Source organism: Gordonia bronchialis DSM 43247 (genome assembly GCF_000024785.1).
Taxonomy (GTDB): domain Bacteria; phylum Actinomycetota; class Actinomycetes; order Mycobacteriales; family Mycobacteriaceae; genus Gordonia; species Gordonia bronchialis.
On record NC_013441.1, the window covers coordinates 2399368 to 2422475 of the forward strand.

Sequence of the window (23108 nt, forward strand, 5' to 3'; positions counted from 1 at the left end):
ACGGAGCCCGTAGACTGTCCACACACGGGCGGGGCGGGCAGTCTCGTCCCTGCGGACAGCCCCGGAACCCTGATGGAGGAAAGCGATGAGCGTGCTCGACCGGATCAACTCGCCGGCCGATCTGGCCGCGTTGTCGCCCGCCGAAATGGACGCACTGGCGGTCGAGATCCGGGACTTCCTCATCGCCAAGGTGTCGGCGACCGGCGGCCACCTCGGCCCCAACCTCGGCGTCGTCGAACTCACGCTGGCGCTGCATCGCGTCTTCGACTCCCCGCATGATCCGGTCATCTTCGACACCGGCCACCAGTGCTACGTCCACAAGATCCTGACCGGCCGCAAGGACGGCTTCGACGCGCTCCGGCAGAAGGATGGCCTCACCGGGTATCAGGAACGTGCCGAGAGCCCGCACGACTGGGTGGAGTCCTCGCACGCCTCGGCCGCACTGTCCTACGCCGACGGGCTGACCAAGGCCTTCGCACTGACCGGACAGACCGACCGCACAGTGGTCGCGGTCGTCGGTGACGGCGCGCTGACCGGGGGCATGTGCTGGGAGGCGATGAACAACATAGCCGCCGCGGAGCGACCACTGGTGATCGTCGTCAACGACAACGGCCGATCCTATGCGCCGACCATCGGCGGATTGGCCAGCCATCTGTCCGGGCTGCGTCTGCAGCCGGGCTACGAGCGCTTTCTCGACGAGAGTCGCAAGGTGGTCAAACAGCTTCCGGTGGTGGGTGATTCGGCCTACGCCGTGCTGCACGGGGTGAAGAGCGGACTCAAGGATCTGCTCACGCCGCAGGCCATGTTCACCGACCTCGGACTCAAGTACGTCGGTCCGGTCGACGGTCATGACGTCGCCGCCGTCGAATCCGCGCTGCGTCAGGCCCGCGACTTCGGCGGTCCGGTGATCGTGCACGTCGTGACCCGCAAGGGCATGGGGTACGCACCGGCGGAGAACCACGAGGCCGATCAGATGCACGCCACCGGCATCATCGACCCGCTCACCGGTCGCGCGACGAGCGTCGCCCCGCAGGACTGGACCTCGGTGTTCTCCGCCGCACTGCTCGACGCGGGGGCGGCCCGCGACGACGTGGTGGCCATCACCGCGGCGATGCCCGGACCCACCGGGCTCACCCCGTTCGGGGAGCGGTACCCGGACCGGATGTTCGACGTCGGCATCGCCGAACAACACGCGATGACCTCGGCTGCCGGACTAGCGCTCGGTGGTCTGCACCCGGTCCTCGCGATCTACTCCACCTTCCTCAACCGTGCCTTCGACCAGCTGCTCATGGACGTCGCCCTGCTGCGGCTCCCGGTCACCCTGGTGCTCGACCGGTCCGGGGTCACCGGTCCCGACGGGCCCAGCCACCACGGCATGTGGGACCTCTCGCTGATGGCGATGGTCCCGGGCCTGCGGGTGGCGGCGCCGCGCGACGCCGTCCGGCTGCGGGAGGAATTCGACGAGGCGCTCGGCACCGACGACGGCCCCACCGCCCTGCGTTTCTCCAAAGGCGCTGTCCCCGAAGACATCCGCGCGATCGAGCGACTGGCCGACGGTGTCGACGTGCTCCACCGGGCCGACGGTGCCCGGCTGGGCCCGGCCGCCGCAGATGTGCTGATCGTCGCCGTTGGCGCCTTCTGCGGACTCGCCGTGGACGCTGCGGCGCGGCTGGCCCGGCAGGGTATCGACGCGACCGTCGTCGACCCGCGGTGGGTGCTGCCGGTACCGGAATCGATCGTCGACGCCGCGCGTCGGCACCGGCTGGTGGTCACCCTCGAGGACGGCGGGGTCAGTGGTGGTGTGGGATCGGCGGTGGCCGCCGCGATCTCGGCGGCCGAAATCTCGGTGCCCGTTCAGATACGCGGTGTGCCACAGCAATTCGTCCCGCACGCCTCGCGCGGCGAGATCCTTGCCGAGCTGGGTCTCACCGCCCAGGACCTGGCCCGCACGATCACCGCGACGGTCGCCGGTATGCACAGCACACCGGGGCTCGAGGGCCAGCTGTCCGACGAGGTCCGCGGCGTCGCGGGCGATGCCCCGGTCAACGGCACCGGCGTCGAGGATGGCGGCTCACGTGCCGGCGCGCCGACCGAGCGGCAGGCCGCCGACACCCGCGCCGACGACCAGCACTGATCGCACGGCCCGGTGGCCGGCGGGTGAGTCAGTCCTCGGCGTCGGGTTGCTGCGCGACGGCGTCGGGTCCCAGTGCGAAGGCGTCGGCGATCGCCGACGCGCACAGTTCACGCTGCCAGGTCCGCGCTCCGTCGTCGGCCAGGCGTCGATCCACGTCCGCGGCGTTTGCCCGACCGGGGAGCCCGTCCCAGCACAGCTGACGCATCACGTCGGGCGCGAGCAGATTCTCGACCGGCAGCGAATGGGCCTCGGCAATCTCCTTGAGCGCGGACCGGACTCGCGCCAGTCGCGTCGCGGCTTCCGGATTGCGTTGCTCCCACCGCGTGATCGGTGGCAGCCCGCCGGGCCCCGGCGACTTGCGGTCCGGCAACTCGGACTCCGGGAGTTCGCGCGCCCGCTTCAGCGCGTCCAACCAGGTCGCCGCCTGCCGCCGCTGCCGCGGTCCGCCGAACACCGGCAGCCGGGTGAGTTCGGCGATCGACGTCGGATTCGCGGTGGCGGCGTTGACGATCGCCGAATCGGGCAACACCCGACCCGGTGCCACGTCGCGACGTTCGGCGATGCTCTCGCGGGTGGTCCACAGTTCACGGACCGCCGCGAGGGTGCGCGCACTCTTGATGGTGTGGATGTTGGAGGTCCGGCGCCAGCGATCGGGCCGTGGGGGAGCGGGTGGCCGATTCAACACATAGGCGAATTCCTCACGCGCCCAACGATCTTTCCCCGCAGCGGCGAGAGCGGCATCCATCGCGTCCCGCAACTCCACGAGGACTTCGACGTCGAGTGCGGCGTAGTTGAGCCAGTCGTCGGGCAGCGGGCGACGGGACCAGTCCGCGGCGCCGTGCCCCTTGCGCAGCCCGAGACCGAGGAACTCGGCGACCATGGCGGCGAGATTCACCTTGGCCAGCCCGAGCAGTCGCCCGGCGAGTTCGGTGTCGTAGAGCTCGGCGCACACGAACCCCAGCTCCCGCAGACACGGCAGATCCTGGTCGGCGGCGTGCAGAACCCACTCGGGCCCCCGCAGCGCGTCGATCACCGGGGCCAGGGCGTCGGGCTCGTCGATCGGGTCCAGCAGGAACGTTCCGGCACCCCGTCGTCGGATCTGGATCAGATAGGCCCGCTGTGAGTAGCGGTATCCCGAGGCGCGTTCGGTGTCGACGGCGACAGGTCCGTCACCGGCCCGCAAGGCGGCGGCGGCAGCGGTGAACTCGGCGGCCGAACGCAGGACCGGGGGGACGCCGTCGGCGGGCGAGAGCAGCGGGGTGACCTCGCGCCCCGACGGGTCTGTGTGTGCCGGCGGGTCTGTGTGCTCCGGTCGGTCTGCGGCCGGGACGGATCGGTCGCCGGGCGGTCCGCCGGTCCCCGCATCGGTCATGCCGACCCGAGTTCGGTCACGCCGACCGGCGGTAGTCCGGCCGCGGAACCCAGGACGTCGCAGAAGGCCTCCAGATGCGCACCGAGTCCGTCACCGGTGATCGCGGTCCACGAGGCGCGCAACTCGAGCTGATGGGCGCGGGGTGGGCCGGCGATGTCGCCGTAGCGCACCGAGGTGGTGGAGGTGACCGTGCCGCCGAGGGCCGTCACCTCGACCGGCGATCCGGCATCGGGGGCCGTGGCCGTGGCTCCCACCGGCACGCCGAGGGCGTCGCTGAGCCAACTCCAGGCAACCTCGGGCAGCAGTGGGTCCATCGCCAGCGCGGCCTCCACCTCGGCCTGAATGTAGGCGACCAGCCGCATCGTGCCGTTCCACGCGTCCTGCCCGGCCGGATCGTGCAGCAGGATCAACCGCCCGAAGGCACTGCCCTGGGCGTCATCGGGGACCTCGGCCGCCGGGTCCAGATCGTCGGCCGGGCGCACCTCTGCGCCCACCGCGTAGCTGTACGGGGCGAGGCGTTGCGGCGGACGGATGGGGCCGACCTCGATCTCGCGGCGGATCCGGGCGGCATGCAGCGACTCGACCGCGGCGCGGAAATCAGCAGGCTCGCTCGGAGCTCCCGAAGAAGTCACCCCTCGACGGTAGGTCGACGGTGGCGGTGGACGGCGGAGGCGCGCCGCACACCCCCGGGTACGGACCGCGAAGCCCCCGCCGGGTGGCGGTCGTGACCACCGGCGATGGTGACCACCGGCGATGGTGACGGGCGGCCGACATGGCAGAGTGAACGGTGATGTCCAACGCACCTCGTCTCCGGGCCGATCGATCACACCTGCCGCTGATCGCGGCCGCAACCGGCGCCACGCCGTCGCGGCGACCCGTCTGGTTCATGCGGCAGGCCGGACGCTCCCTGCCGGAATACCGGGCGATCCGTGCCGAACACGGCATGCTCGAATCCTGTTTCGACGCCGAGATGGTCTGCGAGATCACCATGCAGCCGGTCCGGCGCCACGACGTGGATGCCGCGATCCTGTTCTCCGACATCGTCGTACCACTGAAGGCCGCCGGCGTCGACCTCGACATCGTGGCCGGCACCGGACCGGTCATCGCCGAACCGATCCGCACCGAAGCCGACGTGACACGCCTTCCTCGGCTGGCACCCGAGGCGGTCGGGGCGGTGGCCCGGGCCGTCGAACTCATCCTCGCCGAACTCGGCGGCGACACCGCGCTGATCGGGTTCGCCGGCGCCCCGTTCACCCTGGCGTCGTATCTGATCGAGGGCGGACCGAGCCGCAATTACGAGCGGACCAAGGCGATGATGCACGGCGCGCCCGTGGTGTGGAACGAGCTGATGGGGCGGCTCGCCGACATCACCATCGCCTTCCTGCGCGTGCAACTCGACGCCGGCGTCGACGCCATCCAGCTCTTCGACTCCTGGGCGGGCATGCTCTCGGCCGCCGACTACGCCCGATTCGTCGCGCCGCACAGTTCCCGGGTGCTGGCCGAAGTTGCCGAATACGGTGTTCCGCGAATTCATTTCGGCGTCGGGACCGGCGAGTTGCTGGCGCCGATGGCGCATGCCGGTGCCGATGTCATCGGCGTCGACTGGCGGGTGCCGCTCGACGAGGCGGCCCGGCGGGTCGGGCCTGGAAAAGCGGTGCAGGGCAACCTGGATCCGACGATGCTCTTCGCCGGAGACGATGTGGTGGACCGGGAGATCCGGCGGGTCGTCGACGACGGCGACCGCGCCATCGCCGAAGGCGCCGTCGGGCACATCTTCAACCTCGGACACGGGGTGCTGCCGGGCACCGATCCCGACGTCCTGACCCGGGCGGTCGATCTCATTCACCGTCTGTGATGTCGCGGCCGGTGATGTCGCGGCGGATTCGGGTTGCGGTGGTCGGCGGCGGGATCTCGGGACTGACCGCCGCGTTCCGTCTTCGCCAGGCGCTCGGATCCGACGCACAGATCGACGTCGTCGAATCGAGTGACCGGCTCGGTGGCGTCCTGCGCACCGTCGACGTGGGCGGGCGGGCGGTGGACGTGGGCGCTGAGGCGTTCATCGTGCGACGTCCCGAGGCGCTCGCGTTGATCGACGAGCTGGGCCTGGCCGATGACGTGGTGTCGCCGTCGGGAGCCCGCCCGGCGATCTGGTCCGGCGCGGGACTGCACCCACTGCCCGCGCCCGCCTTGATGGGTATTCCCGCGTCACCCGAACCCGTTGCCGGACTTGTCGATTCCGACGATCTCGACAGGCTGGCCGGTGAAGCTGACCGCCCGCTGAACTGGTCGGTGACGCAGAATCCGACGGTCGGGGACCTGGTGGCCGACCGGTTCGGTCCATCGGTGGTGGCACGCAGTGTGGACCCGATGCTGGGCGGTGTCTACTCCAGCCTGGCCGCCGACATCGGGCTGCGAGAGGCGATCCCCGCCCTCGCCGCGCGACTCGACGGCGGCTCGCCGTCACTGACCGCGGCGGTGCGGTCGGTCATCGACTCCGGTGCCGGTGCGTCGGGTCCGGTGTTCGGCACGCTGATCGGCGGCTATCGGAGACTGCTCGACGCGCTGACGGCGGCGGCAGCGGTGACCCCCGCGTTGGCCCGCGCGGTCGTCACCCTGGGTTCCGGCGCCGACGGGTGGACACTCGGGTTCGGTGACGGCGGATCGGCCGACTACGACGGCGTCGTGCTGGCGGTTCCGGCACCGGTCGCCGGAGAACTGCTCACCGAATCCGCGCCGGCGATCGGCGAGGCACTCGTCGCGGTGCCGCGCGCGTCGTCGGTGGTGGTGTCAATCGCCCTGGAACCCGGCACGCGCCTGCCCGATCACTCTGGAGTTCTCGTGGCCACCGGAGAAACCCTGCGCGCCAAGGCATTCACCTTCAGCTCTCGTAAGTGGCCGCATCTCGCGGGCGACGACGAGCCGGTGTCGGTGCGGGCATCGTTCGGCCGCCATGGCGCACCGGTCCCCGACGAGGACGACGAACCCGGCGTCGGGGAACGGCTGGTGGCCGACGCGCTCGCCGACCTCGACGCGGTGTGTGCGGCGGCCGGGGTGAACGCGGTGTCGGCACGGGTCGTCGACTCGTATGTCCAGCGCTGGCCCGGTGGCCTGCCCGTCTACGGGCCGGGTCACCTCGCGGCGATGGCCAGGGTCGATGCGCACCGGCCGCCCCGTCTGGCCCTGGCCGGCTCGGCCTACGCCGGTGTCGGCGTGCCCGCCTGCATCGGGCGGGCCGGTCGGGCGGCGGCGGCGGTGGTCGCCGATCTCACACCCGAGACCTGACTGACCGTCCGGGTCGCTCCGGTGGCACCATGACTGTCATGAGCCGATTGGACTACGCAGAACTCAACTCCACCATTCGCTACCTGATGTTCTCGGTGTTCGCTGTCCGGCCGGGCGAGCTGCCCGCCGACCGTGACCAGGTCAAATCGGACGCCGCCGACTTCTTCAAGACACTCGAGGACAGCGGCGTGGTGGTGCGCGGCGTCTACGACGTGTCGGGGCTGCGTGCCGATGCGGACTTCATGATCTGGTGGCACGCGGAGAAGATCGAGGAACTCCAAGCCGCGTACGCCCGCTTCCGGCGGGAGACCGTGGTTGGCCGGGCGTCCGACGCCGTGTGGAGCAACGTCGCCCTGCATCGGCCCGCCGAGTTCAACAAGAGTCACATCCCGGCGTTCCTGGCCGGTGAGGAGCCGGGCAACTACATCTGCGTCTACCCGTTCGTGCGGTCCTACGACTGGTACCTGCTGCCCGACGAGGAACGCCGCAAGATGCTCGCCGACCACGGGAAGGCCGCCCGCGAGTACAAGGACGTCCGGGCCAACACCGTCGCATCGTTCGCCCTCGGCGACTACGAATGGCTGCTCGCCTTCGAGGCCCCGGAACTGCACCGGATCGTCGACCTGATGCGCGATCTGCGGGCCACCGAAGCGCGTCGTCACGTACGCGAGGAGACGCCGTTCTTCACCGGCCCACGCGTTGAGGTCGACGCCCTCATCGACGCCTTACCGTGACGGCGCTCGGTCGCCAGCGGCGGGGCGCCGCGATCGGAGTGCTCGGGCTGGCCGCCGGCTTGGCGGTGGGCGCCTGCGCGATCTCGGTGGACGGAACCCCGGTGGCCGCCCCCGACCCGCCGGTTCGCACGGTGGCGTGCGACTACCAGGTGGCTCCCAACGCCTTCGACAGCCTGCCGACCACGGTTCCGCCGTCGGTCCCGGCCGACCAGCGCGACGCATATCTGCGGTACATGGCGTCACTGCGGGCAGGTGCGTCCAAGCAGCGAAGCGCGCCGCAACCGGCGCCTCGGCAACCCGAGACCGGGCGGGTCACCGTCACGCTGACCACCAGTCAGGGCACGATCCCGATCACCGTCGAACACACCGGTGCGCCGTGTAACGCCGGAGCCGTCCTCTCGCTCGCCCACAGCGGCTACTACGACAACACCGACTGTCACCGGCTGACAGCGGCCCCCGCCCTGAAGGTGCTCCAGTGCGGCGATCCGACCGGGACCGGTATCGGCGGCCCCGGATGGAACAGCCCCGACGAGTTCCCGACCGATCTGCGCCCGAGCGGTCCACCGGACCCGTACACCGGGCTGCAGGCGGTCACCTACCCGCGTGGCGTCGTGGCCGTCGCCAACAGCAACTCCTCGGGAAGGACACACACCGGTGATGCACAGTTCTTCATCGTGTACGGGGACAGTCAGATCGCGGCCAACTATGCGGTGATCGGCAGCGTCGATACGGCCGGTCTGGGGGTGGTCGACCGCGTGGCCGCGGGCGGAATCGCACCCGACTTGCCGACCGAGACGCTGCAGGACGGAACCCCGAAGGTGAGGCTGTCGATCACCTCCGCCACGGTCAGCTGACGCCGAGAGTGGGAGTGGCGCAACAGTTCAGGCGTCTGGCGGACCGGCCGGCTCCAGCGTGAGACTGATGGAGTTGATGCAGTAGCGGAGGTCGGTCGGGGTGTCGTAGCCCTCCCCGGCGAAGACGTGGCCCAGGTGGCTGCCGCAGTTGGCGCACAGCACCTCGGTACGGCGCATGCCCATCGAGTCGTCGGCGCGTTCGACGACGGCATCGCCGGCCAGCGGGGAGAAGAACGACGGCCATCCGCAATGCGACTCGAATTTCTGTTCGCTGCGGAACAATTCGGCGTCGCATGCCCGGCAGCGGTACACCCCGATGGTGGTGGTGTCGGTGTACTCGCCGGTGAACGGCGCCTCGGTACCGGCTTGGCGCAGCACCCGGTATTCCGCGGGCGTCAGTCGTTCCTTCCACTGCTCGTCGGTCAGGTCGGCGAGTTCGGCACGGTTGTCAGAGGTCATGTTCCCCACGGTAGCGATCCTGTCCGGCAGAGTGCCACGGCCGGGTCGGGCTCAGCCGGTCGTCGCGGTCCTGTTCACCGCCGTCGGCTCGTCGGAGGCCGGTGTGGGGCGCGGTGCCGTCGGCTCGGCGTTCGTTGTCGTCGAGCGGATGTCGAGGTAGCGGAACAACAGCGAACAGAACACTGCGATCATCAGCAGCGACCAGCCCCAGGTGACCTTCCCGTACTCGAGGATCCAGCCGAGGGCGTTCCAGCGTTCGGAGTAGAAGCTGTCGAAGGCCATGCATCCGTAGACGCCGAGCCACGCCGGCCAGTTCCGCATCGGCGAACCGGGCAGCACCACCGACATCAGCAGCGGGAACAGCAGCATCGAGTAGTAACCCTGACCAAGCGATCCCACCAGGAAGGTGGTCACCAGCAACACACCCGACGATGTGCTGAGCCACAACAGTTCGTTGGTCGTCCGGTAGTAGCGGTAGAGGAACCACAGCGAGAACACGGCCATCGCCACGAACGCGACGCGCAGCAGGACGACGAGCCATGGTGCGACGCCGAAGTACGCGCCGTTACCGGCGATCGACGAGTTGTAGTAATCGCGGGCCTCGAACAGGTAGGGCGCGGTCTTGGTGACAAAGTCCATGGCGTCGACGCCGATGGGCCAGGCGACCGCCATGAGCGCCGCCGGGATGGCGATCGCGGTGATGAGGACCTTCCACTGCCGATTCAGCAGGGCGAGCAACAACAACGGCGCCAGCACCGGTTTGACCGCGAGGGTCAGACCCAGCGGAACCCCCGCCCACAGGTCGTGGCGGCGGATCATCAGCATCATGAACGCGAGCATGCCGAGCAGGACGAAGGCGTTGAAGTTCGTGAAGATCAGCGTGTTGGCCACCGTCTCGGTGCTGAAGAAGACGAACAGCACCGTCGGGAACACCCAACTACCCGCCGAATACCCGAACATCCTGGTCAGCAGGTAGGCGCATCCGACCAGCGCGATGGCGCTCACCGCGATGAACAGCCAGCGCGCACGCTCGTAGTCGAGCACCGCGACCGGCGCCATCAGCAGCGTCCCTGACGGCGGGTACAGGTAGTGCGGGCTGACCGTGGAGTAGTTCTCCCCGTAGACGGGCAGATTGTTCAGGAAATTGAAGGCAGCGGCGTACACCGGTTTGAAATCGTCGGTGCGGGACCCGTTGACGCCGAGAATCAGTGCGCGCTGGATGACCATCATCACGCTGATCGGCCACAGGATCATCGGGACGATCCGCTGCACGCTCACCTGCGGGTAGAGATACCTGTCGAGATTGGCCACCCGCGAACCGTACTACGAACGCGATGCCCGATCGGGACAACCCCGGCCGACGGGCAGCGTCATGGGTGCGGGCGTTCGGCGTCGACGGATTCGTATCTGGACAGTCGGCGATACAGCTCGCGCATCGTGGCCTCGACATCGTCGAGGAACGAGTCGACATGGTCTTCGTTGTAACCCCGACGCCCCATCGGGGGTTTGCCGAAGGCCACGTTGTGCACGTCGTCCGGTGTCAGCATCCGAGGATCATCCCACACACTCAACGCCAGGCCGACGGGGCTCAGGCGGGACAACCGCGATCCGTCGGACCGGCCAGCGGGGTGGGCCCGAGGTACTCGGCAACTGTTTGTGCAGCACAGGAACTGCGTGCCAACACCGAGTATCCGATCCCTTCCCAGCCGACCGTCACCGGCGCGATGCCCGCGTTGAGGAACGTCGCGCGCAGGGCGCTGGCCCCGTTGCCACCGTTGATGGTGTCGTTGGTGCCGTTGAGCACCAGCGGCGGCGTCGGCAGCGAGCCGGGGGCGGCGGTCGGGTTTCCGGCTGCCCAGCCGTTGCACCTCATCAGGGACAGTGCGCTGTCGGTGCCGGTGAGCGGACTCTGTCGCGACCACGTATCGATGAGGGTGGGGATCTCGTTCTGCCCGACCGGTCCGTACACGTCGTTGCAGCGAGACACGAGTGCACCGTCACTGAGCCGCAGCGCGTCCGCGTCGTCGGCGAGTGCACTGAGCGCGCGGACGTCGCCCCGGTCAGCGGCGGTGATGGCCGACGCGATCGAGGTCAACGCGTCGGGCCGGTTGGGTGCGAGCGCCACCGCAGTGGTGATGGCGGCCAGCACCCGGGTGTCGGAGAGATTCGCGAGCCGACCCTGCGCGGCCTTGTCCATGAGGCGCGTCATCGTCGCCACACCGTCGGTGCCGAAGGTGCAGCCGGGCAGATTGGCGCACCGCTGCGCGAAGGTCTGCAGGCCCGCCTGGACACCCGTCGACCGGGCGAGGCCGCGGTCGCGCGCGTTGGCGCCGAATGGGGTGGGCGTGTCGAGGACGACCCGACCCACATGCGCCGCGTGCAGCGAACTGTAGGCGAGCACCACGTCGGCGCCCTCACCGATCCCGATGAGCCCGAGGCGATCGACACCCCAGCGGTTGCGCAAGGTCTCGAGATCCGACGCGGCGAAGGCGATGGAGAAGTCGAGTTGATAGGGAGTCAGCGTCTCGGTGCACCCATCCGACGCCGACGACGCGTTGGTTGCCAACTCGGCGATCCGTGCGGCTGGTGATCGGCCGGCGGAGAGTCCGTTGTCGGCCATCGCGGCGCGTTCGGCCCGGGTCATGCAGTCGAGCGGATTGCTCTGCGGCAGACCGCGCCGGTCGACAGCAACGATCGGGTGCGAACGCAGCAACTCTCGTCCCTGATCGGAGGCCAGCAGGAGCAGTGCCCGCGACGACGGCATGTCGCTGCCGGTGGTCAGGGCGAGGGGAGCGGCGTCCGCGGGCGTCGCCGACGTGCGCACGCGGGTCGCGGCGACCGTCAGGGTCTCGTCGTCGGGTTGGGCCGGGTCGACGGGCGAGTCGAACTCGGCGCACTCCACGATTGCCCCGGGCGGTGCGGTCACACCGAAGCGCGCGGCCGTCGCCGAGCCGCACTCCCGCCACGCGAGGTCCTGACGCGGCGCGGTCAGCGCCGGTGGGGGCGGGGTAGCCGATGAGGACGTCGCCGGATTCTCACCGTGATCGCCCGACACCAGATCCGGACCGGGGTCGGGCCCGACGGCGCAGGCGGAGACGATCAGCGTGGTGGTGAGCAGTCCGGCGCCGGCCATCGCCCGCATTCGACGCCCTGCCCACCGAATCCGGCCACCCCGCGCAACACGCATGCCCGCGAGCTTAGTGGTAGCCGAGGAGTCGCCGTCCGCGGCGTTCGTCGTCCGGTGGGTTGGCCTCGGTCAGTAGGTCGTGACGTCCGGGGTCGGCTCACCCATCGTCGGCTCAGTGCGTCGTCGGTGCTGACCGGACCCAGCGGGAGAAGACGAATCCGTCGTCGTCGGTGAGGATCGTCTCCGCCCGCATGCTCCGCAGCACCCCGGGTCGACGGTCGTGCGCGATCCGGCCGGCGTCGCCGGACACCAGGTTCGGGCTGATGGTCAGACACATCTCGTCGACGAGATCCTCGGTGACCAGGGACCCGAGAAGTGTCGGTCCACCCTCGCAGAGGACACGGTGCCAGCCTCGTTCCGCGCATCGGTCGAGCACGATCGGGAGGTCTACGGTGTCCTCGCCGCAGTCGATCAGGGTAGCGCCCGCGTCGACGAGCGACTGCCGGTTCTCCCGGGGTGCATCACGGCAGGTGAACACCACCGTGTCGGGATTGCCGAGCGGCGGATAGCCGATGGGGAACGCGAGTGTGCGGGAGACCAGCGCCAGGGCGGGCGCAGGTGTTTGCTCGGCACGTCGGCGATCGCCGGCGAACACGGGGTATTCGGCCGGCTGACCGTAGTCTTCGACGGTCGCGGTGCGGGCACCGACCAGTACCACGTCGGCGAGTGCGCGCAGGACGTGAAAAAGTGCGTGGTCGCCGGGCCCGGCCAGTTCGGCCGAACGCCCGTTGTGCGTCACCGCGCCGTCGATGGAGGACACGAAGTTGGCTCGCACATACGGCCTGGTCAGGCAGGGTGGTGAGGTGGGCTTCGGCGGGTAGGCATAGGTCTGCGCAAGCCACCGGAGGGTCGCGGCGTCATCCGTACCGGATGTGACCTGGGTCGCTTTCTGCAGGTGGTACATGACTCCCTCATCGAACACATGGCTAGGCTCCCCATATGGTGGCACGACTCAGCGATCGCAATCCCGTGGTCTCGCCCGATGCGCTCATCGACGAGATGGTGCCTCCGTCGACCTTCGACGAGGTCAGGTTCGACAGCTACATCCCCGACCCCAACGAGCCCTCGCAGTCCGAGGCGGTCGCCAAGGCGCGCGACTTCGTCGCCCGGGCGAGCAAGGTGCGGTCGGGTAAGCGTGGCTTCTTCTCCCGGAAGGGACCGAGCACCGGCATCGGCCTCTACCTCGACGGCGGATTCGGTGTCGGCAAGACCCACCTGCTCGCGTCGATCTATCACTCGATGCCCGAGCCCAAGTCGTTTGCCACCTTCGTCGAGGTCACGCACGTCGTGGGTGCGCTCGGCTTCATGAAGGCGGTCGAGCGCCTGTCCGAGCACACAGTTCTGTGCATCGACGAGTTCGAACTCGACGACCCTGGCGACACCATGCTCGTGTCTCGGTTGTTGACCGAGCTGACCGCCAACGGTGTCTCCGTCGCAGCGACCTCGAACACTCTGCCCGGCCAGCTCGGCGAGGGTCGCTTCGCTGCGCAGGACTTCCTCCGCGAGATCCGCAAGCTCTCGTCGGTCTTCGAAACCATCCGCGTCGACGGCCCCGACTACCGACACCGTGATCTGCCGCCGGCTCCGGACCCGCGTACCGACGAGGAACTGACGGAGGTCGCCGAGTCCACCCCGGGAGCGACCCTCGACGACTTCGATGCTCTCTGTGACCACCTGAGCACCCTGCATCCGTCGAAGTACAAGGACCTGATCGAGGACGTCTCGCTGGTCTGTATCTCTGGTGTCCACCCGGCGCGGGATCAGTCGGTCGCACTTCGCCTGGTGGTCCTCGCCGATCGCCTCTACGACGCGAACATTCCGGTGACCGTGTCGGGAAACAAACTCGACGAGATCTTCACCGACGAAATGCTCTCCGGTGGTTACCGAAAGAAGTACCTGCGCGCGACCTCGCGACTCCTCGCGCTGTCTCGGTTCGCCGAGTCCGCCGTCTGATCGATCGGGCAACTGGTTGCCGCGCAACCGAATACATCGATGACTGGAAGGTGTCGCTGTACTGGGTTGCGCGACAACCGGTTCCCCGGCGTCGTTTCACTCTATGGAGTTCTCAAAGGACTGATGCGGTCCCGGCTGGGCCGGGTGCTGGTTTCGTTGGTCTAGTTCATGATGCGCTGGGGTACTGACAATTTCGCGGTGCTACGGCGTTTGAGGCTCGCAGCTCGGACAGCGTCAGGATTCTCATGCGGCAACGTTGTCGAGTCGCATGGTGCGCCGGTTGTAGGCCGGTTGGGGTCGTCTGCGGGGGTCGACGCTGGCGGGTGGGATGAGCCAGGGGTGTCGGTCATCGCCCATCACGACATCCCAGCCGTTGTGGTGGACGTCGGTGTGACAGGACGGGCAGAGGAGGCATCCGTTGTCGAGGACGGTTTTGCCGCCGTGGGAGTAGAACGTGATGTGGTGGGCGTGGGTCCAGCCGGCGGGTGCGCCGCATTTGATGCAGCACTGATCCCGCGCAATCAGGGCCTTTCTGAGTTTCGGGCCGAACAGGCGGTCGTCTTGGCCGACGGCGATGGGGATGTTGTCGCCGTTGATGATGATGTCGGTGATGGTGGAGTCACAGGCGAGCAGGGTGGTGGTGGCTCCGGCGACCGGTCCGGTGAAGGCGAGGATGCCGCGGCCGTCGGCGTCGGCGGGCATGGTGAGCAGGATGGATTGTTTGGGGGCACCACCGAGGAGGCCGTGGTCGGCGGCGGTCATGGCGGCGTCGAGGATGCGTTCCAAAGCATCGGAGCGGCGTCGTCCGGGTGCGCGGGTGTCTTCGGCGCCGTCGGGTTCGGGTCGGGGTGTACTGAAGGCGTCGATGAGGGTGTGCAGTTCTTCTCCGATGACGGCGTCGAGGTCTCCGCGCACGATGGTGCGCCCATCCCCACCGGTTTTCGGTTCGTTGACGGTGACGGTGAAGTCGTTGATGGCACGGTCTTCGGTCGTAGGCAACCCGGTGTCGGAGTGGTCGGCGAGTTGATTGCCTAATGCGCGGGCGCGGTTGGTGATCTCCGACGGCGTGGCACCGGAGAAGGTGTGGGCGAGCAGGTCGGTCACCATACTGTGACGCTGGGAGTCGGAGAGCGGTTCCCCATTCCGGGTGGCGATATGCGTCATCCCGCGCACCACCGCGTCGGCATGCTCGCCGGACACTGTTCCGTCCGCGGTATGTCCGGCCAGGCGCGGCAGGGGCGCCAGGTTCCCGGCGACACGTACCAACCGTGATGCGACGGCGGGGGCGCAGCCCATGACGATCAGCAACTCCCGCATGGTGCGGCCCTGTTTCTTGGCGAGGCCGAGTGCGGTCAGCCGGGCGACCAGGACTGCGGCGTGGTGTTCGACGAGATTGCGTAGCCGCAGGATCGAGGTGAGTGTGGTGTGGGCCTCGGGTCCGGTGGTGTCGTCCCAGGTGTGGTTGGCCAGCTGCTCGACCAGGTGTTCGATCTGCTTCATGTGCTCTAGATTACTCGCACATGTGTTCGTGTCAAGGGCTGTTTTTGCTGGTCAGACCCCATGAGCCTCAGCGGTGACTGCAGTGAACCGTGGTGAACAGAAGTCACACCAGTCACAGAGCCGGTGAGGACAGATCCTGTGCGAGGACGTAGTCGTGCTCGATGGAACCGTTCAGCGAGAAGGTCTTCACGCCGACACGGTGGAAGCCCATCTTGGCGTAGAACCGCTGTGCTCGACGGTTCTCCTGATTGACTCCGAGCCATACCTGCACGCGTCCGCGGGCGCGAGCGGAGTCGATCGCCGCCGTCATCAGCGCCCGCGACGCTGACTGGCTTCGTCCGCGGGCGTGGTGGTCGGGTAGCACGTACATCTTCGACACCTCGGACACCGGACGCCGCGTGATCACCGCGCGCACGTCGTCGTCGGTCGGATCTCGGTGAAACACCAAGGCGTAGCCGAGGATCGGGCCTTCGGGCAGCGGGCGAGCGATCAGGACGTCGGCGTCCGGGTCGTCGATGTAATCGCGAAAGTCCTGTGGGCGAAGGTTGTTCGCGAGGTGCTCGGCGATGTCGGCGGGAGACGAGTGTGGCGGACACGCCAGCGGAAATGTCTCCTGTGCGACTGCGGAGACGGCATCGGCCAGTGCCACGTCGTGAACCGGTTCGACGACGAGGGTGGCTGTCGGGTCCTGACTCACGCTCGGCAGTATCGCAGAGCTTGTCGGACCCTTCAGCACTGTCCTCGGGTCAGTTCGGCGGGCAGGGTGCCGCTCAGGACGACCCTGCTGCCGTTCCACTCGAAGGAGACGTCGACGCTGCCCGACGGCGCGGCGCTGGCGTCATCGCCGCGCAGATAGCGGTAATTGACGTACACAGCCTCCGTCGACGCCCCCGTCACGCGTTGATACGCGAGGTTGCATCGCACTCCCGTCCCGACGAAGACGCCTCGGTGGAATAGCAGCAGTTGGTTCGGTGATGACGCGGTGGCGCCCTGGGTGTCGAGTGTGGCGTAACTGAGGTCGTTGCACGTGTTGTAGTTCGTCGCCCCGCCGAAGACCCACGGAACGTCCGGGTTGGTCGTCGGGAGCGGTCCTGCGATGCGGGCGGTGGCCGATGCGATCGCCTCCGTGCTCTCTGTGGAGCAGTTGGCATGTGGGGATGCGTCAGTGGTGGCGGCGGGGGAGTCGGTGCCCGAGGCGGTCGTAGTGCCCGGCTGCGAGCCCTCCGTCGATGTGGGCCGCGGTGATTCGGTGACGGTTCCGGTCGCCCCTGGCGGCTGTGTCACCGAGTCGGATGCCGGCGCTGCCTGGTCATCGGTGGATTGACAGGCGGACAGCGAGACGGCAGCCGCAGCAAGGGCACCGACGGCGAGGCGGGTGGGGATGGTGGTGCGCATGAGTTCCTGCTTTCGGTGAGCGGCATCGGTGATGGATGTGTCGCCCGCCGGACCGGGATCGTTAGGGGAGTGAACAGATAGTCGTGTGTCCGAATGACGTGTCGCATCGACGCGACGCGGAAACGGGAAAGGCCCGGTCCTGAGACCGGGCCTGACCAGATGAATCGTGGTGCGCGATACTGGGATTGAACCAGTGACCTCTTCCGTGTCAGGGAAGCGCTCTCCCACTGAGCTAATCGCGCGGGTATGAAATTGGTGTGGAGGTGGCGACGGGAATCGAACCCGTGTACACGGCTTTGCAGGCCGTTGCCTCACCACTCGGCCACACCACCAGATGCGAGTCGACTCGCGCCGAGCGGATGACGGGATTCGAACCCGCGACCCTCACCTTGGCAAGGTGATGCGCTACCAGCTGCGCTACATCCGCATGCTCGTGAGCTGATCTTGTGGATCATTTTGTTGCTCACGACGCGATGAGGAACATTATCCGACCAATCCGAACAAGCCAAATCGCCTGGTCACAGCCTCGACCGCGCGGTCGCTTGGGGTAGAGCCGAACACGACGCAGAGGATTTGGGAACCAGCGGTCCAGACGTGTAATCTTCTGGCTCGTGCACAGCGCTGCGGCGCAGACGCACGCAAGGTCCCGTGGCTCAGTGGAAGAGCGTCCCGTTCACACCGGGAAGGTCGCTGGTTCGATCCCAGCCGGGACCACCGAGGAAACATCAACCAGAGGCCCTGTCCGAGTCAATCGGGTGGGGCCTGTGTCATACCCGTGGACCCGCTTTGGACGCGCGTCCGTTCGGCGGTCTCTGTTCGGACAGTCTGACGCCACGGTTTCGGGTCGTCGGGAATGAGGTTCGCCTACGCGTCCCAGGCCAGAACGGCCTCACTGCAGTCCGTTGAGCACACCGACCAGATCCGCGACCAGCGGCTCGGCTTCGGCCCGGCGACGCAACCACACCGCGACCGTGCTCAGATGCGCTCTGGTGCCCCGCAACGGGATCACCGCGACCGGCTCACCGGCGAACATCCGGGCCGGGATTCCGTCACCGAGGGAGACCAGGGTGAACGCCTGACCCGTCGCGACGAGATGCGTCAGGCCGGCGAAGTTGCCGTCGGGCAACGTGATTCGCTTGTGGACCCCGTGCCGGGTCAGAAGCCGGTCGAGGTTGGCGTAGATGTCGGGCGCGGCGTCGTGGTTGATCGAGGCGAACGGGACCCCGGTCAGCTCGGCCAGCGTGATCGTCTCCGGGCTGCCGTCGACGAGTTTCGAGCCGATGGCCACGCCGACGGGGTTCCGCTCGAGCAACAGACTGGCCACACCGTCGCCGTCCACCGGACCGTGCACCAGGGCGACGTCGACCGTGCCCGCCCGTAGGTCTCGCAGGAGCGGAGCGGTACTGGCCGGCAACAATTGGGGCGCGATGTCGGGATGGCTGTCGGCCAGGGCGTCCAGAACGGAATCCCGGACCGTCGAGGAGACTTCCGGAGCAATCCCGATGACGACCCGTCGAACGCTGTGGGCCTCGGTGACCACGTCAGCCAGCGCGTCGACCCGATCGAGAATGTCGATCGCCCTGGGTAGCAAAGCCGTACCGGCGTCGGTGAGATCAATACGGTGGTGGGCCCTGATGAACAACGGGGTGCCCAGTTCACGCTCGAGATCCTTGATGCGCTGGCTCAGCGGTGACGCCGCCATGTGCAGGCGGGTCGCGGCGCGGGTGAAGCTGCGCTCTTCGGCGACTGCGACGAAGTACCGCAGATGGGGGAGGTCCGCCCTCCTCACGATAAGGCACCTATCTGCGACGACAGGATGACCGGTGCAGTCATCTCACGTTTCGTGAATCGGTCGTGGTGCTCGGGTGAGGTGGTGGATAGCGTCGACTGCGGTATCCGCTCGGCGGACACCGACGACGTCCACGAGCGAAAGGCGGGCACGATGACACCGACCGCGTCCAGACCGATCAGGATCGCCAACTTCTCCGGGTATCTCGGCGACCGGCGCACGGCGATCGTCGAGGCGATGGCCGGTGACCCGATCGACGTGCTGATGGGGGACTACCTCGCCGAGATCACCCTGGCGTCGCTGGCGGCCGTCCATCATCGAGACCCCGAGCGTGGGTACGTCGAGTACTTCGTCACGCAGTTGCGGCCGCATCTGGCGGCTCTCGCCGAGCGCGGCATCAAGGTGGTGACCAACGCGGGCGGCTTCTCCCCGGACCGCTTGGCGCAGGTTCTGCGTGACGACATTCGTGCGGCCGGTCTGGATCTGCGCGTCGCCCATGTCGAGGGCGACAACATCCTCGGCGCGCTCGACGATCTGCGCAAGGAGGGACACCGCCTCGACAATCTCGATTCCGGTGAACCACTGGAGAATTGGTCGGCGAACCTGATCGCCGCCAACGCCTATCTCGGTGGGTGGGGGATCGCCGCGGCCTTGCGCGAGGGTGCCGACATCGTCGTCTGTGGGCGGGTCACCGATGCGTCGATGACCGTCGGTCCCGCCGCCTGGTGGCACGACTGGTCCACCGACGACTGGGATGCGCTCGCCGGAGCCGTGGTGGCCGGCCACATCATCGAATGCGGCCCCCACGCGGTGGGCGGCAACTTCTCCGGGTTCCTCGAAATCCCCGATCTCACCGTGCCGGGCTTCCCGATCGGTGAGGTCGCGGCCGATGGATCGTGTGTCATCACCAAACACACCAGGGATGGGGGAGCGGTCACCGCGGACACCGTCACTGCGCAGCTGGTCTACGAGATCCAGGGACCGGTCTACCTGAATCCCGACGTCACCGTGCACCTCGACCACGTCCGCGTCGAGCAGGTCGCACCGGACCGGGTGTCGGTCACCGGCGCCACCGGCACTCCGCCGCCACCCACCACCAAGGTCGCGATGTTCGGCACCGTCGGCGCAAGTGTGGTGAACACGGTGTTCGTGACATCCCCGCACGTCGAGGAGAAGATCGCGCTGATCCGCGTCAACTGTCCCGCAACCTCCCCGACGGCGTCGACCTTGACCTGACGCAGATCGGTCAACCGGCCGACGACCCCGAATCCCAATGGGCGGCAACGGTTGCGCTGCGGGTGATGGCCACCGCCGGCGACGCCGCGACACTTGCCGGCGCCGACATCGGAGCCCGCCTGGGCAGCCTCTACCTGCAGGGTATTCCCGGCTTCTTTCACGACGGAGCGGCCGGCCTGCATTCCCGACCCAAGCCGCGAGTCGACTACTGGCCGGGTGTGCTCCCGCAGAGCGCGCTGACGCACCGCGCCGTCATCGACGGCAACCGCATCGTCGACGCCCCGATCCCGCCCGCCACGGCGGTCACCGCGCAGCCGACACACCCGGAGCCCCGCGATGCGCCGTTGGCCGAGCGGGTCACCCGCGCCCCCTTGGGTTCGGTGGCCTACGCCCGCAGCGGCGACAAGGGCGGCAACTCGAATGTGGGTATCTGGACCCCGGATCCGAGGGTGTGGCCGTGGTTGCGCAGGTTCTTGTCCACCGACGAGATCCGCCGCCTGGTGCCCGAGACGAAGGACATCGACATCGAACGCCACGAGTTCCCCGAGATCCGCGCGGTGCATTTCGTCTTCAAGGGCCTGCTCGGAACCGGCGGATCGTCGAACCTGCGGGTTGACCAGGTGGGCAAGGCGATCGGGGAGTGTCTGCGATCACGTCAGGTCCTCATTCCCGACGACCTCCTGGGTTCCACCCGCCGTTCTGGCGATCACGCAGTGCGACAACATCTTTCCGGACACGCCACGACAGGACAGACACGATGAGCCGACTGACCACCGCGTTACAGAAGGCCATCGCCACGCCGGCCACCGACGACACCTTCGACCCGCACGCGCAGCTCGACGAGGTGCTGGCCGGAATCGGTATGAGCACCAAGGACACCGGGGGAGACGTCACGTTCCTCGGCGCAGATCCGGTGGTGCCGAGCACCTTACGTCTCGGTGGCGCCTCGGCCATCGCGCTGGCTGCGAAGTCCGCCGCGATCGCCAAGCTGTGGCAACTCCGCGATGGTGCGGGTCAGGACATCGCCGTCGATCTGCGCAGCGCGCCACATCGACTGCCCGTTCTACGATCGACGCTGGGAACTACTCAACGGGTATCCGCCGGCCACCCCGTCCAACCCGTCGAATGCGCTCGGGTTCCGCTTCTACCGCACCGGCGACGACCGCTGGATGATGCCCCTCAACCCGTACCCCAAGATCAAGGTCGGTGCCCAACGACTTCTCGGGGTACCCGACGACTCCCGCGCTGCCGCCGCCGCCATCGCCGAATGGAAGGCCGCCGAACTCGAGGCCGCGGCCACCGAGGCCGGCGTGGTGATGCCCATGCTGCGCACCACCGCCGAACTGCTCGACGAACCGCACTACCGTGACGTCTTCGCGGACATGCCGCTCATCGAGATCACCCGCATCGCCGACGGCGAACCGATCGAATTCACTCCCGGACCCGAGCAACCCCTCGACGGCGTGCGCGCGCTCGGCATGGGCCACGTGATCGCGGGAGCCGGTGTGGGCCGAGCGCTGGCCCTGCATGGCGCCGACGTCCTGAACCTGTTGCGCCCCAACGAACTCGAGCACGACGCCACCTACGCGACCGCGAACGTTGGTGTGCGATCGTCGACGATCGATCCCTACACCCCCGACGGCGCCACCACCATCGCGGCTCTCCTCGACGACGCCGATGTGTTCTACGCCAATCGCCGTCCCGGATACCTGGACAAGATCGGACTGTCCGCCGACACCGTCGCCGAGAAACACCGCGGCATCGTCTACGCCACCGCGTCGCTGAACGGCGAGAGCGGGCCGTGGTCGCACCAGGTGGGCTTCGATCAGACCGCGGGCAGCCTGGCCGGCATGATGCTCCTCGAGGGCGATGGCGAAACACCAGCCCTCCCACCGATTCTCGTCGTCAATGATTACATCGTCTCGTGGCTGATGACGGCCGGCATCGTGGAGGCACTGACTCGGCCGGCACGCGACGGCGGCAGCTACCGCGTGCACGTCTCGCTGACCCGAGCAGCCCTGTGGATCGTGGGCATGGGGATCTTCGATCGTGCGTACGCGCACGAGATCGCCGGTACCGACGCAGCCGACGGCGCGCATCGCTACCTCGACCCGGAGACGTTCACCGCCGCCACGCCTCTCGGCGACTATCAGGGTGTGACCGATCAGGTACGGATGAGCGTGACCCCGGTCACTACCGCACGGTCCTGGTACCGCGGGGTTCGTGTCGGCCGGAGTGGGTGGCGCGGGGGAGCTGATCTCCCCGCCCAGGTCACGGCCACCGTTGTCGAAAGCCGGACCGTGGGCGCACCATTGAACCATGCCTGTATCTGAACTTCTGCGTCTCGGTACGCCGCGTCCCATCGTCCGGTGGGGGAGTCCGGTGCTGCACTCGTCGGGACGGCCGGTCAGCGACTTCGGAAGCGACCTCCAGCGGCTGCTGGCCGACATGTTCGCGACGAACACCGCCGCCAACGGCGCCGGCCTCTCCGCGGCACAGATCGGGGTCGATCTTGCGGTGTTCATCTATGACTGCGCCGACGAGACCGGGCGCAGGCGCACCGGTGTCGTCTGCAATCCAGTCGTCGAGGTGGCCGACGGACAGGACAGGCGTCTCGTCGAATACGACGAGGGGTGTCTGTCATTGCCGGCGAGTACCCCGCTGACTGGCCTGCGTAGGACTAGGTTGCCACGCCTTCGGAGGCAGCTTTGACCTTCTCCAGCGTCTCCCGCATCCCGGCCCGCATGACTCGGGTGAACTCTGCCTGCCCGCCGAGGTACTTCTCGGTGAGATCGAGCGAGTAGGGCGAAATACCGTCGGGAGTCAGTCGCTGGTGCACGATGCGGGTGATTCCCCCCTCGATCGGCCGTAGTGTGAAGGACCAGACGACCCAGTTCTCGGCAATGCGAAAGGCGAACTCCCGCAAGGGATCGAAGCGCACGATCGTGCCGTGGGTCGCCCACGCCAGATCCCCCTGGTGGTTGCGGTTGGTGAACTCGGTGCCCACGCTCACCCGGTCGTGCCCGTCGCGCAGCCGCACCGAGTCCACCTGGGGACTCCACTCCGGCATCCGGCGGGGATCGCTGATCAGCCCCCACACGCGCTCCTCAGTGGCGTGCACATCGACGTTCTCTTCCATGTGCGCCTCGTACTCAGCCGTCATGCGTATCTCCAAACTATGAGACCGATCGGACGTTTAAAAGCGTAGATGCA

General features: G+C 68.0%; 22 protein-coding genes and 4 tRNA genes. 11 read left to right on the forward strand and 15 right to left on the reverse strand.

Annotated features, from left to right (window positions below; all coding sequences use genetic code 11):
- The first annotated feature begins 85 nt into the window (after positions 1–85).
- Complete coding sequence (gene dxs / locus GBRO_RS11220) at positions 86–2134, forward strand: 1-deoxy-D-xylulose-5-phosphate synthase (RefSeq protein ID WP_012834063.1); 2049 nt, start codon at positions 86–88, stop codon at positions 2132–2134.
- A gap of 28 nt (positions 2135–2162) precedes the next feature.
- On the opposite strand, the gene GBRO_RS11225 is transcribed toward dxs, so the two are convergent.
- Positions 2163–3506 carry an HRDC domain-containing protein gene (locus GBRO_RS11225; RefSeq protein ID WP_012834064.1) on the reverse strand — a complete coding sequence of 448 codons (1344 nt, stop codon included), beginning with the start codon at positions 3504–3506 and terminating at the stop codon, positions 2163–2165.
- Positions 3503–4138, reverse strand: a complete 636-nt coding sequence (locus GBRO_RS11230; RefSeq protein ID WP_012834065.1) for a DUF3000 domain-containing protein — start codon at positions 4136–4138, stop codon at positions 3503–3505. Before GBRO_RS11230 ends, GBRO_RS11225 begins: the two co-directional genes overlap by 4 nt.
- A gap of 158 nt (positions 4139–4296) precedes the next feature.
- Here GBRO_RS11230 and hemE point away from each other — a divergent pair, with 158 nt between their 5' ends.
- Genes hemE through GBRO_RS11250 form a run of 4 tightly spaced genes read left to right on the forward strand, consistent with a single transcriptional unit; the run spans position 4297 to position 8376 of the window.
- Positions 4297–5361: a uroporphyrinogen decarboxylase gene (gene hemE, locus GBRO_RS11235; protein ID WP_012834066.1), complete on the forward strand. Its 1065-nt coding sequence runs from the start codon at positions 4297–4299 to the stop codon at positions 5359–5361.
- Positions 5362–5375: 14 nt separating this feature from the next.
- The gene (gene hemG / locus GBRO_RS11240) at positions 5376–6788 is read left to right on the forward strand and encodes a protoporphyrinogen oxidase (protein ID WP_041920435.1); all 1413 of its coding nucleotides are present in this window, start codon (positions 5376–5378) and stop codon (positions 6786–6788) included.
- Positions 6789–6826: 38 nt separating this feature from the next.
- Positions 6827–7522: a hydrogen peroxide-dependent heme synthase gene (gene hemQ, locus GBRO_RS11245; RefSeq protein ID WP_041919861.1), complete on the forward strand. Its 696-nt coding sequence runs from the start codon at positions 6827–6829 to the stop codon at positions 7520–7522.
- Complete coding sequence (locus GBRO_RS11250) at positions 7519–8376, forward strand: peptidylprolyl isomerase (RefSeq protein WP_012834069.1); 858 nt, start codon at positions 7519–7521, stop codon at positions 8374–8376. The genes hemQ and GBRO_RS11250 overlap by 4 nt, the downstream gene beginning before the upstream one ends.
- Positions 8377–8403: 27 nt before the next feature.
- Here the strand turns inward: GBRO_RS11250 and msrB are convergent, their stop codons facing one another.
- From msrB to GBRO_RS11275, 5 genes are all read right to left on the reverse strand, one after another.
- Entirely contained in the window at positions 8404–8835 is a 432-nt protein-coding gene (gene msrB, locus GBRO_RS11255) for a peptide-methionine (R)-S-oxide reductase MsrB (protein ID WP_041920437.1), read from the reverse strand.
- Positions 8836–8886: 51 nt separating this feature from the next.
- On the reverse strand, positions 8887–10146 hold the full coding sequence (locus tag GBRO_RS11260) for a glycosyltransferase family 87 protein (RefSeq protein ID WP_012834071.1): 1260 nt from the start codon (positions 10144–10146) through the stop codon (positions 8887–8889).
- Between the two features lie 59 nt (positions 10147–10205).
- Complete coding sequence (locus GBRO_RS27710) at positions 10206–10382, reverse strand: DivIVA domain-containing protein (protein WP_012834072.1); 177 nt, start codon at positions 10380–10382, stop codon at positions 10206–10208.
- A 41-nt stretch (positions 10383–10423) separates the two neighbouring features.
- Entirely contained in the window at positions 10424–11977 is a 1554-nt protein-coding gene (locus GBRO_RS11270; RefSeq protein ID WP_012834073.1) for an alpha/beta hydrolase, read from the reverse strand.
- A 157-nt stretch (positions 11978–12134) separates the two neighbouring features.
- Positions 12135–12926 carry a pyrimidine reductase family protein gene (locus GBRO_RS11275; protein WP_012834074.1) on the reverse strand — a complete coding sequence of 264 codons (792 nt, stop codon included), beginning with the start codon at positions 12924–12926 and terminating at the stop codon, positions 12135–12137.
- A gap of 35 nt (positions 12927–12961) precedes the next feature.
- Here GBRO_RS11275 and zapE point away from each other — a divergent pair, with 35 nt between their 5' ends.
- Positions 12962–13975: a cell division protein ZapE gene (zapE, locus tag GBRO_RS11280; RefSeq protein ID WP_012834075.1), complete on the forward strand. Its 1014-nt coding sequence runs from the start codon at positions 12962–12964 to the stop codon at positions 13973–13975.
- A gap of 243 nt (positions 13976–14218) precedes the next feature.
- Here the strand turns inward: zapE and GBRO_RS11285 are convergent, their stop codons facing one another.
- The 6 genes from GBRO_RS11285 to GBRO_RS11310 form a co-directional block, all read right to left on the reverse strand.
- Positions 14219–15475 (reverse strand): HNH endonuclease, encoded by a 1257-nt coding sequence (locus GBRO_RS11285; RefSeq protein ID WP_012834076.1) that lies wholly within the window; start codon positions 15473–15475, stop codon positions 14219–14221.
- A gap of 112 nt (positions 15476–15587) precedes the next feature.
- Positions 15588–16172, reverse strand: a complete 585-nt coding sequence (locus GBRO_RS11290) for a GNAT family N-acetyltransferase (RefSeq protein WP_041919862.1) — start codon at positions 16170–16172, stop codon at positions 15588–15590.
- 32 nt (positions 16173–16204) lie between these two features.
- Positions 16205–16870 (reverse strand): LppP/LprE family lipoprotein, encoded by a 666-nt coding sequence (locus GBRO_RS24695; RefSeq protein WP_012834078.1) that lies wholly within the window; start codon positions 16868–16870, stop codon positions 16205–16207.
- Positions 16871–17037: 167 nt separating this feature from the next.
- Positions 17038–17112 (reverse strand) — tRNA-Val (locus tag GBRO_RS11300).
- A 16-nt stretch (positions 17113–17128) separates the two neighbouring features.
- Positions 17129–17202 (reverse strand) — tRNA-Cys (locus GBRO_RS11305).
- Between the two features lie 22 nt (positions 17203–17224).
- A tRNA-Gly gene (locus GBRO_RS11310) sits at positions 17225–17297 on the reverse strand.
- A gap of 215 nt (positions 17298–17512) precedes the next feature.
- On the opposite strand from GBRO_RS11310, the gene GBRO_RS11315 reads away from it, so the two are divergent.
- Positions 17513–17584: transfer RNA gene (locus GBRO_RS11315), tRNA-Val, on the forward strand.
- Positions 17585–17759: 175 nt separating this feature from the next.
- Here GBRO_RS11315 and GBRO_RS11320 read toward each other — a convergent pair.
- On the reverse strand, positions 17760–18659 hold the full coding sequence (locus tag GBRO_RS11320; protein WP_012834079.1) for a LysR family transcriptional regulator: 900 nt from the start codon (positions 18657–18659) through the stop codon (positions 17760–17762).
- Positions 18660–18743: 84 nt separating this feature from the next.
- Here GBRO_RS11320 and GBRO_RS26955 point away from each other — a divergent pair, with 84 nt between their 5' ends.
- The 4 genes from GBRO_RS26955 to GBRO_RS11335 all read left to right on the forward strand — a co-directional run bounded on the left by GBRO_RS26955 (position 18744) and on the right by GBRO_RS11335 (position 22607).
- Positions 18744–19895: an acyclic terpene utilization AtuA family protein gene (locus GBRO_RS26955; RefSeq protein ID WP_227892875.1), complete on the forward strand. Its 1152-nt coding sequence runs from the start codon at positions 18744–18746 to the stop codon at positions 19893–19895.
- Between the two features lie 5 nt (positions 19896–19900).
- Entirely contained in the window at positions 19901–20656 is a 756-nt protein-coding gene (locus GBRO_RS26960) for an AtuA-related protein (protein ID WP_440588766.1), read from the forward strand.
- A gap of 243 nt (positions 20657–20899) precedes the next feature.
- Positions 20900–22228, forward strand: coding sequence for a CoA transferase (locus GBRO_RS11330; protein WP_227892877.1), 1329 nt, complete (start codon positions 20900–20902; stop codon positions 22226–22228).
- Positions 22215–22607, forward strand: a complete 393-nt coding sequence (locus GBRO_RS11335) for a peptide deformylase (RefSeq protein ID WP_083775574.1) — start codon at positions 22215–22217, stop codon at positions 22605–22607. Before GBRO_RS11330 ends, GBRO_RS11335 begins: the two co-directional genes overlap by 14 nt.
- Here GBRO_RS11335 and GBRO_RS11340 read toward each other — a convergent pair.
- The gene (locus tag GBRO_RS11340) at positions 22576–23058 is read right to left on the reverse strand and encodes an SRPBCC family protein (protein ID WP_012834080.1); all 483 of its coding nucleotides are present in this window, start codon (positions 23056–23058) and stop codon (positions 22576–22578) included. The genes GBRO_RS11335 and GBRO_RS11340 overlap by 32 nt on opposite strands.
- Positions 23059–23108: the final 50 nt, after the last annotated feature.